This is a genomic window from Alloprevotella rava (genome assembly GCF_014195585.1).
Lineage (GTDB): Bacteria > Bacteroidota > Bacteroidia > Bacteroidales > Bacteroidaceae > Alloprevotella > Alloprevotella rava.
Map to the genome: position 1 here is coordinate 1 of NZ_JACICA010000020.1, position 16,387 is coordinate 16,387.

Consider the following 16,387-nt stretch of genomic DNA (forward strand, 5'->3'; position numbering starts at 1 on the left):
GTGCAACGTTCTTCAACATATCATTGATAGTCTCTATGATACTTCTCTTGCGAAGCATGATTTTATCATGCACATCCATTAATCTGTTCTTCATAATTAGTCCGTATCCCTGTTACGATATGTACACCTCTGTCAAAGAGTGAAGCAAAAAGTGATTGAGAAATATAACCTTTATCGGCATATAATTTTTCAAATAAATCCTTCGTCAAATCGTTGAATACTTTTGGGTTACGATCGTCTACATTAGCTCGGGTTAGAGCAAAATTGAGTAGTTCACCTCGTTCATTACACAAAAGATGAAGTTTGAAGCCATAATACCATCCCATCGTACTTTTTCCCTTCTAGGCATACCCTTTGAATACGCGATTTCGGGATTGTCTCTTGTTTTCGCACACTGGAATACGTGTGGAATCGATAAAGGTTATCCCTGTGCATTCTCCCATTAATCCCTGTTTGAGAAAGAGCAAAAGGGGTATTGCAACACGAGGTATACGCTCAACAAAGCGTGTATAAGAAAGTAGATCGGGAAACTCTTTTTTTAGTTCTCGGCAAACATAGAAGAGATAGAAATGTTTGAAATTCCGAAATGTATTGCTGTGAAACAATATAAGAATTGTGATCATTTCAGCATCACTCATTCGTCCTTTTCTCTTGCGATGTTTTGGACTATTGGCAGAGGGATTTGAGAGCGAAAGAGAGGTTTTGTTCAATTCTAAATGATATTCTTTGCAGAAATCGTCTGCAATACAATAAATTTCCGTAACTTTGCTGGCAAGTTTCATGAGGATTGTTATTTTGTTATATGATTGATTATCAACAGTAAATATACAAAAAACAATCCTCTTTTTAGGCTTTTATTAAAACTTTTTTGAGGAAAAAGAAGTACTGCTTATCCCGAATTGGGGTTGTCCAGAATGATTAAAAGACACGTTTCTTTTTCTCAAATCGTAACCATGCTTAGATTGACGCTCATGTATTACACCAATTTCATCGCTTTCATGGAAGATCCCCAAAAGGATGAGTGTGCAATTTGGGCTGAAAGAGCTAAATCCCCACCACTAGAACCATCATTATTTGATTAGGGGGCTTGCTTTTTGAAAAAGAAAGCCCGAAGTCCTATTCTAAAGGGTTTCGGGAAGCTTTCTTGTGTCGTTTGGAAGTTTACCGGACAGCAATAAATAATTTTAAACCGCCTTTACTATGACTGAAGAATAATACCTACGCAAATCAGAAAAGAACTAGAATAGCAAAGAACTGAAAGAAATAGCCTTATAGCGTTGGCGGATACAATAAGGATATTTACAAACTTCCTTATTGCATTTTTATCTATTTCCCATAAGGTTATAAGCCTTTTCTACAAAAGCTCCAACTCTAACTGATTTCTGAAAAATTAGCCTTATTCTTTTTCAAAAGCTGAAGTTGTTGCCAAACGACAGCATTTTGTGGAAGATTCTCCAGTGGATCTTCTTCAAGAATTTTCTCAGCCACATGGCGCGCTTCTTCCATAAGATCGTTGTCACGAAGAACATTTGCAATTTTCAAATCGAAGGGCATTCCGCTTTGTGCTGTTCCTTCCAAATCGCCTGGTCCTCTGAGTTTCATATCTTCTTCAGCGATTTCAAAACCATCATTGGTGTCGCACATAATTTGCAAACGACGGCGCGTATCCTCAGAAAGTTGAGGCCGCGAAACTAAGACGCAATAGCTTTGTTCTGCTCCGCGCCCTACTCGCCCCCTTAACTGATGCAACTGGGATAAGCCAAAACGCTCTGCATTCATAATAACCATAACACTGGCATTAGGAACATTCACGCCCACCTCTATCACAGTTGTTGATATAAGCATTTGCGTTTCATTATGGATAAAAGCCTGCATCGCAGCATCTTTTGCCTCGCTCTTCATCTGGCCATGAACAAGTCCAACCTTAAAATCAGGAAACCACGTTTGAAACTGTTGTGCCCCATTTTCCGCATCTTGAAGATCTAGTTTCTGGCTTTCTTTTACAAGGGGATATACCACATACACTTGACGTCCCATTTGTAATTGATAACGAATGCCATCTATCAATTTCTCCAAACCATTTGTGCAGTAATGGACCGTAGAAATAGGTTTTCTCCCAGGTGGCAGTTCATCTAGGACAGAAACATCCAAATCGCCATAAACCGTCATCGCCAAAGTACGAGGGATGGGCGTTGCCGTCATTACTAAGATATGCGGCGCACAATTATTCTTTTGCCAAAGAGCTGCTCTCTGTTTCACGCCAAAACGATGCTGTTCGTCAATAACAGCAAGACCTAAATTGTGGAAATGAACTGTAGGTTCTATCAAAGCGTGTGTACCAATAAGGATTTTTACGCTGCCCGTTGAAACATCGTCTAGAATTTGTTTCCGTGCTTTTCCCTTGACGCTTCCCGTAAGAAGTTCAACATGAAGAGGCATATCTTTTACGAGTGACTTGATTGTTGCATAATGTTGCTCTGCAAGAATTTCTGTAGGAGCCATGATACAAGCTTGAAAATCATTATCAATAGCTATCAAGCAACACATCAATGCAACAATGGTCTTACCACTTCCCACATCGCCTTGAAGCAAACGATTCATTTGTGCTCCACTGTTTAGATCACTCCGTATTTCTTTTATGACGCGCTTTTGAGCCTCTGTCAGAGAAAAAGGCAAGAAATCATTATAGAAAGAAAGAAAATTCTCTCCAATGCGTGTAAAGTTAAATCCAAGAACTTTACTCTTCCGCCCTTTACGATAATGGAGAATATCAAGCTGGAGATAGAACAACTCTTCAAACTTCAAGCGATGAAGTGCTTGAGGTAACTCTTCCGAAACTGTAGGAAAATGTGCGACTCGTAAAGCATAGTACAAACCCTTCAACTGATTTCGGCGTATCAGATAGTCGGGTAATGTTTCCTGTAACTGCCCATTGGGAATCAAATCAAAGGCATTATGAATGAGCTTTGCCAAGATCTTTGAAGTGAAATTGGCTTTTTTCATTTTTTCAGGAATAGAATAGATAGGTTGTAATCCTAAATTAGGATTAGAAAAACCCGGTTCAATCTTGTCGAGCTCTGGGTGTGCAAAAGAGTACATCTGACGATAAAGATTAGGTTTACCCAATAAAAGATAGGTGTAGCCAACCTTATAATTCTCTGTAACAAAGTTTAATCCACCAAACCATACAAGTTCTACATATCCTGTTCCGTCAGTAAATACAGCTTTCAGGCGACGCTTCCGCCCCTTTCCTTCATCTGAAAAGTCTACGATTTGACCTTTCAACTGAATATATGGAATAGCGCTTTCAACCTGCAGAGCTTCCTCAGGCACAACCGATACCATCTCACGGATGGTATAGATTTTACTACGGTCTATGTACCGATAGGGAAACGTATAAAGTAAATCCCCAACGGTTTCAATGCCCAAACTGTCTTTAAGAACTTTAGCCCGCCCAGGCCCAACTCCTTTTAGATATTTAATGTCTTGAGAAAGAATCTGCACTCGCTATATTATTTCTTATCGCTATCTATTCTAGTATCATTTCTTGACGCATCTTCTTCACTATATCACAAGAAACAAAACGCTGCAAAATGGCAAAAGCAAAGTCCATTGCCGCACCTGGCCCACGCCCTGTAATAATATTGCCATCTTCCTCTACAAGAGCTGTAGAATGAACAGCTTCAGGTAGTTGCTCTTCAAAACCTGGATAACATGTTGCTTTACGAGCCTTAAGAACACCTGCTGCAGATAAGACAATTGGGCCGGCACAAATAGCACAAATCAAACGCCCCGCAGCATTTTGAATTTGAAGTGCTTTACGCAACATCAAATTATCGCGCAAGTTTGAGGCTCCCGGCATTCCTCCAGGAATAATCATAGCTTCGGAATCCGATAAATCAATAGAGTTTAATGTTGCATCTGCTAAGACACTAACACCATGAGAACTTTTCACTTCCAATTCACTATCTATACTGACGAGTTTTACATCTAGTCCTGCACGTCGCAATACATCTAAGGGAGTTAAGGCTTCAATATCCTCAAAACCATTTGCTAAGAAAATATATATCATTTTTATTGCTGTTTTGTTAGCCTTTATTCCTAGCTTAATCTTTGAGACAAGCCAGATATTGATGAATGGTTTCTTCCAATCCTAAATATAATGCATCGCAAATAAGAGCGTGTCCTATACTCACCTCATCTAACCAAGGAATTTGTTGATGAAAATATTGTAAGTTATGCAAACTCAAGTCGTGTCCTGCATTTAGTCCTAGCCCTATCTCCTTAGCATAGTTTGCTGCTTCAAGAAACTCCTTAATAGCAAACTCACGACTTTGCATATAAGCCGCAGCATAAGGCTCTGTATATAGTTCTACCCGGTCTGCACCCGCATGTTTTGAATACTCCACCATTTGCTTATCAGCAGATACAAAGAAACTTACACGAATACCACTTTCGTGAAAGCAAGCAGTTATATCAGTGAGAAAATCTAAAAACTTCGCTGTATCCCATCCTGCATTAGACGTTAATTGGTCTGGCTTATCTGGAACTAAGGTAACTTGGCTCGGTTTTACATCACACACTAGCTTGACAAAATCTTCGGAAGGATAGCCCTCAATATTAAACTCTGTTGTCAAAAGAGGGCTTAATTCGTAAACATCATTATAACGAATATGCCGCTCATCAGGGCGAGGATGCACGGTTATACCCTGAGCACCAAACATCTCACAATCTTTTGCCACTTTCAAAAGATCAGGATTATTTCCTCCTCGAGCATTTCGTAGAGTAGCCACCTTATTTATGTTCACACTCAACTTTGTCATAGCAATCTACTTTTATATTGAAAAATAATGCGTATCTTCGCTTCGTTCCAAAATGCGAAAATAGAAAATTTATTTGAATTTCCGGATATCGCTGAAATGTTTATGGCTAACATCAGGTAAGTAAATGAAGGAAGAACAGATTAAAATAGCTCTTTTTGGTAATGCCAATCAAGTAAAAAAGGGAAACTATATTAAAGAGCTCTTACAGAAATTAACTGACAAGGGGATAAATGTTAGTATAGAACACCAGTTTGCTCTATTCATCTCAGAAACTTTACAATTAAACATAAATAACTTTCAACAATTCATTTCCTTCCAAGAAACACAAGCCAATCTTGTCATCTCAGTAGGAGGTGACGGAACATTGCTACGTACTGCTGCTGCAATCGGCAATAGCACAACACCGATTTTAGGTATAAACACTGGACATTTAGGTTTTCTTGCAGATGTAAATCCAGCAAGTATTGGCACAGCCATCGAAGCGTTTCTAAACGGATGCTACACAATAGAAGAGCGCAGTCTCCTTTCCTTAGAGTCCACACAAAAGTTTTCTGTTTATCCATACGCTCTCAATGAAGTTGCTATACTAAAATTCGACAATTCAGCCTTAATTCAAGTAACTGCTGAAGTTGATGGGAATTTACTCACTTCCTATTTAGCAGACGGACTTATTATCTGCACTCCAACAGGCTCTACGGGGTATTCCCTAAGTGTTAGTGGTCCAATTATTTCTCCTTATTCTAAGACTTTCTGCATAGCGCCGATTGCTCCCCATAGTTTGAATATTCGTCCTGTAATTGTAGATGATAGTTCTGTTATAACATTAAAAGTTACGTCGCGTACACAAAAATTTCTGATGGCCATAGATGGTCGCAGTGAAGTGATGGACGAGACTGCTACAATTGTCCTTAAAAAGGCACCATACACCATTAGAGTTATGAAAATAACTCACCAACACTTCTTTGATACGCTGCGCGACAAAATGGGTTGGGGAGCAGACCAAAGATAAGCTCATGCAAATACCTTTCTTTGAGAAAAAACGAATTTCAGTAGAAGGAAAAGAACTTCTTTCTTATCGAGTCCTAGCCCAATGGCTGTGGCGAACAAGTGCGGGATATAGACTACAAGCTACTATCAATACTATCATTGGAGTCATCTTAGTTTTAACAGATCTTGCTTTTGTTTGGGGAACTAAGTGGGCTGTTGATATTGCAACAAATAGCAACAACAAATCTCTAAAGCCTGCCATACTTTTCTTGGGCGTTATCATCATTACACAAATACTTTTAGGAATCACCTCACGATGGGTTAGAGCCATTCTTGGAGTTAAGGCACAAAACAAGATGCAGCACGATGCTTTTTCCCATTTACTGCGAAGCGATTGGAAAAGTATGCAACAGTTTCATACTGGAAACCTAATCAATCGTATAGAAACAGACGTCAACAACATTATTGGATTTATCACAGAAAGCATCCCCTCGCTTTTCACTACTGTTTTCCAGTTTATTGGCGCTTTCCTTTTTTTATTCTATATGGATAAAGCATTGGCCTGCGTAATTATCTTGGTCATTCCCTTCTTTCTCATTAGCAGCAAACTATATGTACGCAAGATGCGAACATTAACACGAACTGTTCGCGATACCGAAAGTAAGATTCAAAGTATCATACAAGAGAGTCTGCAACACACCATGGTCATAAAGACTTTAGGGCGTACGCAGACTATATTAGAAAAACTCTCTGCGACTCAAAAACAACTCCGAAAAGAAATTGTTACGAAAACAAAATATGCTACAATTTCTTCTAGCCTGATGAATGCTGGATTTGCCACAGGTTATCTCCTTACCTTCACTTGGGGGACTGTGAGTTTGCACAGAGGTCTTATCACCTATGGAGCACTAATCGCTTTTGTACAACTAGTATCTCAAATACAAGGGCCAGTAAAACAACTCACTCGATTCATTCCGGTATTCATAAGTTCCTTTACTGCCACTGAGCGGCTCATAGAATTAGATAATATCCCTCTGGAACGAAATCAGAAAGATTTACAAGTTGAGCCGTCAGCTGGAATATGTATAAAAAACATAATATTTTGCTACTCAGAAACTTCGCGTAAGATTTTCGACAATTTTAGTTTTAACTTCCCTGTTGGTAGCATCACTGCAATTCTAGGAGAGACAGGCAGTGGAAAGACTACGCTTATCAGACTATTATTATCCCTCATCGCCCCCAAAGAAGGAAGCATCATTTTACAAGATAAGAATAAGGAAGTTCCAATTAGTCCGGAAACACGTTGTAACTTCGCATATGTACCACAAGGAAATACACTTCTTAGTGGAAGCATACGAGAAAATCTACTACTAGGATCACCTTCTGCATCGGAAGAGGATATGAAGCTAGCACTTCAAGATGCCGCAGCAGAATTCGTCTTATCCCTTCCAGAAAGCCTCGACACTATTTGTGGAGAAATGGGACATGGCTTATCAGAAGGACAAGCTCAACGCATTGCTATTGCAAGAGCATTACTTAATCCAGCTCCAATCCTTTTGCTAGATGAGGCAACGAGTGCACTTGATGCAGAAACCGAAAATCGTGTCATCAAAAGAATTATTCAGAAATACCAAAATCGCACAATTATTTTTGTAACACATCGCCCAGAAATCCTCAAATATTCCACACAAACTCTTTCTCTTTAGCAGTCAATGGATTTTTCAAAAAATCTCCCAACAATTTTATTTTTTATTTTATCACTTTACAAGCTATAACTCAATATATTAACTTCACCACTCCAACCTCCTCCCCCTTCTTTTAGTAAGAAAAAATCAAAAAAGATTTGGTAGTTAAAAAGAAAGTACTACCTTTGCAATCGCAAACGGGGAAGTGCCGTGCGGCCAGCTCCCTACAAATCCCCCCAGGGCTTGATCGCAGCAAGGGTAGTTGGTTGTAGCGGTGCGATACGGAGAGCTTTCCCACCCCGCCTCTTTAGCTCAGTTGGCCAGAGCACGTGATTTGTAATCTCGGGGTCGTTGGTTCGAATCCGACAAGAGGCTCAAAAAACATTTAGTGAAAACTAAGTGTTTTTTTGATTTTACGCATAAACTTCCTTTTTAGATATTGCTTATCCCGCTTTTCACCAATGGAGAACTACACGTCCTCCTATCCCTGCTTTTAAGTGACTTCCCAAAGATATAAAACCACTTAAGTCAAATATAGGAGTAGCTATACCATAACCTAATTCACAATAGGCAGATAAAGAACGTAACGTTACAAAGTTTAAATATATACGTTCTTTTTCTATATATCGGGTCAATCCTGGTAGACGTGAGAAAAGCAACATTGGACTTTCGTAAGCAATAGAAGTCTTAACATAATAAGGACTCTCATTATACCAATGATTTCCTAAAAGATAAAATCGACCAGACATTTCATCTGCCCAATCGCTCAAAATATTCTCATCACGAAAGAGATCATAATCTATAAAGGATTGCAGGCTCTTATTCAAGAAAAATCCACAACCTATACGAAAGAACAAAGTCCTTAGAGCATACAATCTGTGAGCATATTGAACATCTGCTTCATAGCGTTCATAGCCACTTTGAAATTTTTTAGTATATAACCCTCGTTCATAATCTAGTCTAAAAGTAGGCCATTTACTATAAAGAGGTATTTTCCTTTCTCCATATCGATAATAATACAAACCAGGCGTCCACTCCAAACGAAGGTGCGGAGCAAAAGAATAAAGAGATCTTGAAAGATGAACAAGCAATTGTTCTTTCATCCATGGCTGCACATCATGAAGAACTAAACAACGACGATGAAAATGTAGACCTGTTGTTAGTCTCAACCCAACTTTTGGTTGGAAAGAAAAATACAACTTAGAATAGAAGTCTCGGTAATTTGGAAAAATATCTTTTTCTGGAAAATTTATTAGCTCACTTTCTGTATGAATAAGTTTAAGCTGCTGTCGAAAATAGTCTGCTTGTTGTCTTGAATAAGTATTATTTCCCGCACCAACTTCTAAATGCAAATGAGCATCCTTGCCAGGCCAGAAACTATAATCAAGCGGGAAGCGCCAATAGAGCTGCTTTTGCTTGAAACTATAACTTAGTTTTGGAAACAATACAAATTGCTGTTTGATACCAAGATTAAAAGAAATTTTCAAACGAGTTTGCATCTGCAAACCTTTGCGATGACTCCACGCAAACATTTCTGGAGTAATAATTGCTGGAAGCCGCAAAGAATTTGAGCCAAAATTTATATAATGTCGATCAAAAAATATATCTTCTATATCACTCCATGATTTTTTTTTATCCTTGACCTTGGTTTCAAAATGCAGCGTATCTGCTTTCGTGGTATCAGAAACTATAGAAGAAGGCTTTCCCCATAAAGGAGCATTTAGTCTATTAACACGACTTGTATCAATTCGCAGATAATAAAGATGAGTTAAGTCAAAAGTCTTATTACTAGCTGCTGCAACTATTTTAGTTGTAGAAAAATCATACTTAATACTAACATCGTATTTAGCTTTTAAGCGATTTCCTAATATGTTTAGATTTACATAGATTTGAAGTAGTTCTGGAAATAAACAAGCGATACCAGTACGAGGAACTTTCCCAACAACTCGAATGTTCATAGCATCATAGTAGAAAGACAAGTCAAAATTAGTTACAGCCCCTGTTCCTACATCAACATCATACGTTCCTTCCACAAGTTGTGTATTTCGAAAGCGTGGACGCACTTCCACACGAGCACATTCTCTTCCTCCCTCAGTAAAACGATAACACAATTCATAAGTATAATACTTACTATTTCGCCCACTAAAAGGTGAAAGAATATTATCCGCAAAAATTTGAGAAGAATAAAGGGAAAGGCTAAAACGCTGACGAATTATATCCACAGTATTACGAAGCCGAGGAAGATTTGAATAAAACTCAACCTCTTTAATATCTATCGCTCCATTTGCATGATGCTGAAGGAACATACGACTTTGAGTCTCATATTCATTATCACCCTTTTCAAAAGTAAAAAGTCCGCGCACCCAACGTGTAATAACATTACTCCGATGGGTTTGCAGATGACAACTAGCCTCAATAGTAGCAGAATATTCCTTAGCAGAGAGTGAATGCCGAGAGGGAAAAGTATAAGTCAGTCGACAGAGAGAATCTAGCGATACGGCCTCTGCCTGTAATGTTTGAAAGCAGAAAGAAAAATAGAGAAAAAGAAAGCAAACGTATCCCAGTTTCACCTGACTAAAGAAGTGAAACATTGACATTATCAGTCTTGGGAATATATTGTTACTTTCAGCTTTCAATCTTCCAAATATCTTCTGAACTCCAATTCGGCTTCACGAAATTGCTCGTCCGTAAGGGAGCACTGATGAGTCGTCAGCCATTTGCTAAAAGCTGCAACAGCCTTAGTTTTCATCACAGCTCGACCTGTTCGGACCCCACTTTGAAAACTATGGGATGGCAACAGATTTCTATTAAAATTTCCGTCAGACATATTTATATTATTCTTCTATTTTGTACTTAAGATCGGGAGACAGCTTTCACTCCTCTTACTGCCCTCAACTTACGAATTAAAGCATTCAGCACTTGCGTATCATCTACCAAAACCGTAAGCATACCGCTGAACAATCCATCATGAGAATCTATGTTTATACTTCGAAGCATAATATGTTCTTCTTTTGAAATGACAGAAGTTATATTGTTGACAATACCCAAGTCGTCCTGGCCGATCACAGTCAGTACAATAGGATATTGCCCCTTTCCTTTCCCAGCCCAACGGGCACGCACAATTCTGTACGGAAAACGCTGACGGAGAGCAGGAGCATTAGGACAATTATTCCGATGAATCTTGATACCTCCACTTACGGTAACAAAACCAAAAACTTCATCCCCATATACTGGATTACAGCAATGAGCCATTTGGAAATGCAGACCTTTAAGTTCATTATCAATAACCAAAACATCGTCTGGTATGGAAACATTTGCTACAAAACTCTTTTCAAGACTAAACTCTTCTGCGCTACGTTGCACAAGATGTTCTTGTGAATTGTGGACACGATTAAGAATCTCAAGATATTGCTCAATTACAGCATTCAGATCTAAACGGTTATCTGCTATAGATTTGTAAAACTCGTTAGCTTCTTTAAAACCTAATTTCTTTATTGCAATATTCCAAGCAGATTCATCCCAAGCAATTTTCCGGTTTTTCAGTTTACGCTCCAACACTTCTCGAGCAAAATTCCCGTCAATTGCCTGCAAGTCATTCACACTAGAACGTATCTTTGCCTTTGCACGCGACGATACCACCCAATTAACCCACTCTAATTTCGGAGTTTGGGACGTTGACGTTATGATCTCTACCTTCTGCCCACTTTCTAGCGGCTGACGGATCGAAACATTACGCCCCGCAATACGAGCTCCTACACAATGATCCCCCACATTGGTGTGTATCAAATAAGCAAAATCAAGAACTATTGCCCCTTCTGGCAGTTTATATAAATCCCCTTTGGGAGAAAAAACATAGACAGAACCTTCATGAAGATCCGATCCTAAACTCTTCGATAACTGCGACTCATCGCCTTGTTCCAAGGCTTCTCGGATATTAGCCAACCACGAATCTACCCCTCTGTCCGAAACCTTAATACCTTTGTAACGCCAATGTGCCGCCAAACCATGTTCAGCTATTTCGTCCATACGAGACGTGCGGATTTGTACCTCCACCCATTTATCTTCAGGACCACGAACTGTTATATGAAGACTCTCATACCCATTACTCTTAGGTACTGTAAGCCAATCTCGTAAGCGACGCAAATTAGACTCATACTTATATGTTATAAGAGAGAATACTTTCCAGCATAGTTCCTTTTCTTTTTCAAAAGGTGCATCAATGATCACTCGAATTGCGAATAAATCATAGACGCCTTCGAAGGCACAGTGCTGCTTCTTCATCTTTTGCCAGATGGAATGAATGCTCTTTGTGCGACCTTTTATATGGCAAGAGATTCCTTCCTCTTCCAAGCGGTCGCGCAGAGGAGCTATGAAGCGTTCGATATATGAATCGCGTGCACGTTTCGTTGCATTGAGCTTTTCTTTTATATGATAGTATGCTTCAGACTCCATATACTTCAGGCTCAGATCTTCCAATTCGCTTTTCAGTGTGTAAAGACCAAGCTTATGAGCCAACGGAGCGTAAATATAGGCTGCTTCAATTGACAAAACTCGCCTAGCTTCCTTATCGTGTGCATTACGAACCAAGCGCATCTTATTGACGCAATCAGCGATGAGCAGAAGAATGACGCGCATATCTCCACATTGAGCTACAAAAAGATTGCGGAAACTATCTGTTTCCATGGTCTCTATCTTTGTATCCAACAAACTTTCGATACGCAGAAAAGCATGTAGTGCAATTCTCACATCACTTCCAAAAACTTTCTCTACTTCATCTAACTTCGCAGTATCAAAAACTAACGAACGAAGAATACAGGCCACAAGAGCATGGCCTCTCAAACCTATTTCAGAAGAAGCAAGAAGGCAGGCCTGCAAACTTAGTACAACACGATTCAGTCCAAAGACATCTTCAGTAATAGCACCATCAGCTATTCGTTGTTTCAAAAAAGTCCGAATCTTTTCAGCATCTTTGAAAGAAAGTCCCAAATGTCTCATGTGAGCCAAGGCCCAAATTGCGCGGTGAGCTTCTAATGAGTGCCTACCCTTCTGAGTCTCGCGTCTTTGATTATCTAATCTTTGCATATCTGCCATAAACATTACCAAGTTATAGAGCGTAAAGAACTTCTTATAAAATACTTAACGGTAAGAATAGTCTAAAAAGTATCTACAAAGATGTAAATAAAACCTCCTAAAAACCTTTGACGTCTAAATCCTGTCCTTTTTGTTCCCTCACAAAATCGTCTATTAGCAGCCGTGCTATTGAGAGTTTTGATGGAATATTAGGTAAATTATCAGCTTTAAACCATCCGCCCTTTGTCAATTCAGAACGTTGTAATTGTAGTTCTCCACTAACATAGTCTGCTTTAAAGCCTATCATCAATCCTGATGGATAAGGCCAAGGCTGATTACCAAAATAGCGGATATCATCTATTTCTATCTGTGTTTCTTCTTTCACTTCTCTTCGCACACAACCTTCCAAAGTCTCTCCCGTTTCAACAAACCCCGCAACTAACCCCATATAATCAGCTCGAAATTTATTGCTCTGTACTAAAAGAATCTCATCGTTACGCTGTACAGCAACTATAACAGCTATAGCCAAGGAAGGCCACACTTCTTTGCCACAACAAGTGCAGCGCTTGGATATATTGGTGTGAAACCTCATTGGTGCTCCACAAACTCCACAAAACTTTGTATTTGTGTCCCAGTATAACAACTCATAGGCTTTACCTGCCATAAGATAATCCGAGAGCGAAAGAAGTGAATAGGATTGGCGCAATCCAACCATTTGGAAACCTTTTTCCGATATAGGCATATCAATAGAAGCCCAGCAGCAAGGGATGCCTTCAACCTCAGAAAGAGGATGAGTTTTTTGCCAATCTTCCAGATGTATAGGAGGAGTATCTCCTATAGGCAACTCCCCCTTATCTGTCAATAATAATTGATCTCTACAGAAAATGAAGTATTTCATATACTACCAATCTTTACAGAAACAAGCCCTCGGAAAAAGGTTTTTGTACCATTACAATCACAAAATACAGAAACAAGTAGGCCGCTATCATCATATAGAAGCTATAGTGCTTTATGCTGACACAAACGTCTTACTTGTTAGTCGCAACCAGAAAACTGTCCAAGCAATAAGAACAGACAGCCTGCTAGCATCTTTGAATAAAAATTAAAGGGAAGGGGGGGGAATCCCCTTCCCTTTTCTATGTTATTCGTTGATATTCAAATCTTTCACAACAGCCGCCACTTTAACTTCTGCCTGTTGGCATGCTTGATCATATTCAGCAGCAGATGCTAGATCGCCCTTCACTTCGATATAGAATTTGATCTTAGGCTCAGTACCACTGGGGCGAACGCTAATTTTTGTACCATCTTCGGTGAACCATTGCAATACATTGCTAGAGTCTGCCATATCAAGCGAACTAACTTCACCATCAGCACCATAAACCTTCAGCTCTTGATAATCTTTAGTCACAAGAACCTTAGACCCAGCAAGAACACTAGGACGATTCTTTCGGAAGCCAACCATCATAGCCTGAATTTCATCGGCTCCGCTCTTTCCTGGACGTACAACATTGATAGTTTTGTTGTAAGAGAAACCATACTCTGCATAAAGGTCCATCAGAACATCATAAAGCGTCTTACCCTGGTCTTTTGCCCAAGCACAAATTTCTGCCAACAAAGAACAAGCACTTACAGCATCCTTATCACGACAGAAGTCCTCGGCCATAAAACCATAGCTCTCTTCACCACCACCGATATATTGCATATCACCTTCATCTTGGTGTAGTCGAACTTCACGGGCAATCCACTTAAAACCTGTATAACAGTCAAAGTACCCCACTCCATTCTTTACAGCCATATCATGAATGGTTTCATTGGTAACAATTGTTTTAACAATGAATTCATTACCCTTCATTAAGCCACGTGCAATACGATTCTTAATGATATAGTAAAGGAAGAGCATACAAGTCTGATTACCGTTAATCAGTACCCATTCTCCTCTATCATTTTTGCACGCCATACCTACACGATCAGCATCTGGATCAGAAGCCATCACGATGTCTGCATCAATTTCCTTTGCCAACTTCAGAGCCAAAGTCAAGGCCTCTCCATTCTCTGGGTTAGGACTCTTTACAGTTGGGAAATTGCCATCACGTACCATCTGTTCTGCAACAGTATGAACATTATTAAAGCCCCACATTTTGAGACTCTGCGGAATCAGCATCATACCAGTACCATGTAATGGGGTATAAACAATCTTCAAGTCAGATTGACGACGAATCACATCAGGATCAATGCTCAACGTGTGCACTTTCTCTAAATACTCCTCATCCATGTCTTTACCAAGCGTCTTGATAAGCACTGGATTAGCCTCGAAGCGCACATCAGCAACAGTAACGCGTGTTACCTCGTCAATAATACCCGTATCGTGTGGAGAAAGAACTTGCGCACCATCCTCCCAATATGCCTTGTAACCATTGTATTCTTTCGGATTGTGAGAAGCTGTCACAACAACACCGCTCTGACATCCTAAACGACGAATGGCATACGACATTTCTGGCGTGGGGCGCATATCCTCAAATAAATAGACATGGATACCATTAGCAGAGAAAACAGCTGCACAGGTTTCTGCAAAAAGACGACTATTGTTACGACAGTCATGTCCAACAACTACGCTAATCTTTTCTCGATCAGCAAAGCTACGCTTTAGATAGTTTGACAACCCCTGAGTTGCTGTTCCCACCGTATAAACATTCATACGATTGGTACCAGCTCCCATGATACCTCGCAAACCACCTGTACCAAATTCAAGATTCTTATAGAACGACTCAATAAGTTCGGTCTTATCAGGATTTGCCACCATCTTGCTTACGGCACGACGAGTTTCTTCGTCATAAAGATTTGAAGACGTCCATTCCTGCGCTTTCGCAATGCAGTCGTCAATCAATTGTTGATTTTCCATAATCTGAATATTATTATTTTATATGTTTTAATTTTTTACTTGGTTTTCGGCAGGAAGAATCTCTATCCAATAGCCATCGGGATCTTGAATAAAATACAGTCCCATCTCTATATTTTCATAACAGAGACATCCCAGACTCCTATGCTGCTCTCTAACTGTGGCATAGTCTCCTTCAACTCTCACACAGAGATGAAACTCACATTCACCCAAATTATACTTCTGAGGGTGATCGCGTAGCCAAGTCAATTCCAATCGAAATGAAGAGTGACCATCGCCTAGATACATAATTTTGAATTGTCCTTCTGGACCATCAATTTCCCCTACTGGAACAAAGCCTAAAGCCTCTTTATAAAACGCCAAAGAACGCGACAAATCTGTCACATTAAAGTTGAAATGATCAAAGTGTCCTTGGATTTCCATATAACTATGATATTTATAAGGCGAAGTTACGCCAAAAGACACAAAGGAGCAAACCGCATTGCAAAAAGTTCCTATTTATGGGCGAAGAATTAGAAAAAATAAACAACAAGACTAATACAGAGATTACCTTATCTTAATATTCCCAAGAAATTGGCAGTTTTGCAAAGGTTGAAGATAATAATGCGCGGAGGACTACCATAGAAATACAATATAGATATTTAGTTACCACTCAAAATGCTTTTCTAAGGGGATACCATACCACGGAATAGATAACCCTAAAGTTTTAATTTTACCCAAGCTTTTATTGCGTTCGAAAAATACAATAAGGGCGTCAGTTGATAACTTTATTCTGTCAGCCAGCATCCTTATTGTATTTTCAAACGCAATAAGGATATTTACGATTAGCCTTGCTCTGTACTGAAAAAGGTTGACAGTTCTGTTTGTTAAAAAATCTTTTGGTTGACAGCTCCTGAAGTTAAGTTTAGCGGAGGTTGTCATTGTTA

The 16,387-nt window shown here is 39.4% G+C and carries 11 protein-coding genes, 1 tRNA gene and 1 pseudogene; 3 read left to right on the forward strand and 10 right to left on the reverse strand.

Going from position 1 to position 16,387, the window contains the following annotated elements; translation table 11 throughout:
* The 4 genes and pseudogenes from FHS60_RS10490 to FHS60_RS10055 form a co-directional block, all read right to left on the reverse strand.
* Nucleotides 1-782: pseudogene (locus FHS60_RS10490) on the reverse strand (IS982 family transposase); the annotation flags it as partial.
* Between the two features lie 589 nt (nucleotides 783-1,371).
* On the reverse strand, nucleotides 1,372-3,504 hold the full coding sequence (gene recG, locus FHS60_RS10045) for an ATP-dependent DNA helicase RecG (RefSeq protein ID WP_183698121.1): 2,133 nt from the start codon (nucleotides 3,502-3,504) through the stop codon (nucleotides 1,372-1,374).
* A 25-nt stretch (nucleotides 3,505-3,529) separates the two neighbouring features.
* Entirely contained in the window at nucleotides 3,530-4,072 is a 543-nt protein-coding gene (locus FHS60_RS10050; protein ID WP_221189671.1) for a DJ-1 family glyoxalase III, read from the reverse strand.
* Between the two features lie 34 nt (nucleotides 4,073-4,106).
* Nucleotides 4,107-4,823, reverse strand: a complete 717-nt coding sequence (locus FHS60_RS10055; RefSeq protein ID WP_183698123.1) for a pyridoxine 5'-phosphate synthase — start codon at nucleotides 4,821-4,823, stop codon at nucleotides 4,107-4,109.
* Nucleotides 4,824-4,947: 124 nt separating this feature from the next.
* Here FHS60_RS10055 and FHS60_RS10060 point away from each other — a divergent pair, with 124 nt between their 5' ends.
* From FHS60_RS10060 to FHS60_RS10070, 3 genes are all read left to right on the forward strand, one after another.
* Entirely contained in the window at nucleotides 4,948-5,832 is an 885-nt protein-coding gene (locus tag FHS60_RS10060; RefSeq protein ID WP_221189672.1) for an NAD kinase, read from the forward strand.
* 4 nt (nucleotides 5,833-5,836) lie between these two features.
* Nucleotides 5,837-7,516 carry an ABC transporter ATP-binding protein gene (locus tag FHS60_RS10065; protein WP_183698124.1) on the forward strand — a complete coding sequence of 560 codons (1,680 nt, stop codon included), beginning with the start codon at nucleotides 5,837-5,839 and terminating at the stop codon, nucleotides 7,514-7,516.
* 280 nt (nucleotides 7,517-7,796) lie between these two features.
* Nucleotides 7,797-7,870 (forward strand) — tRNA-Thr (locus tag FHS60_RS10070).
* A gap of 80 nt (nucleotides 7,871-7,950) precedes the next feature.
* Here the strand turns inward: FHS60_RS10070 and FHS60_RS10075 are convergent.
* From FHS60_RS10075 to FHS60_RS10290, 6 genes are all read right to left on the reverse strand, one after another.
* A complete protein-coding gene (locus FHS60_RS10075; RefSeq protein ID WP_183698126.1) occupies nucleotides 7,951-10,086 on the reverse strand; it encodes a DUF5686 family protein in 2,136 nt (711 codons plus the stop codon).
* 262 nt (nucleotides 10,087-10,348) lie between these two features.
* Nucleotides 10,349-12,586, reverse strand: coding sequence for a RelA/SpoT family protein (locus FHS60_RS10080; RefSeq protein WP_244957490.1), 2,238 nt, complete (start codon nucleotides 12,584-12,586; stop codon nucleotides 10,349-10,351).
* Between the two features lie 97 nt (nucleotides 12,587-12,683).
* Complete coding sequence (gene nudC / locus FHS60_RS10085) at nucleotides 12,684-13,463, reverse strand: NAD(+) diphosphatase (protein ID WP_183698130.1); 780 nt, start codon at nucleotides 13,461-13,463, stop codon at nucleotides 12,684-12,686.
* Between the two features lie 243 nt (nucleotides 13,464-13,706).
* Nucleotides 13,707-15,464 (reverse strand): phospho-sugar mutase, encoded by a 1,758-nt coding sequence (locus FHS60_RS10090; RefSeq protein ID WP_009346687.1) that lies wholly within the window; start codon nucleotides 15,462-15,464, stop codon nucleotides 13,707-13,709.
* Between the two features lie 27 nt (nucleotides 15,465-15,491).
* On the reverse strand, nucleotides 15,492-15,884 hold the full coding sequence (locus tag FHS60_RS10095; RefSeq protein WP_183698132.1) for a VOC family protein: 393 nt from the start codon (nucleotides 15,882-15,884) through the stop codon (nucleotides 15,492-15,494).
* A gap of 222 nt (nucleotides 15,885-16,106) precedes the next feature.
* Nucleotides 16,107-16,387, reverse strand: a 281-nt coding sequence (locus FHS60_RS10290) for a hypothetical protein (RefSeq protein WP_221189673.1), incomplete at its 5' end; no start/stop codon positions are given.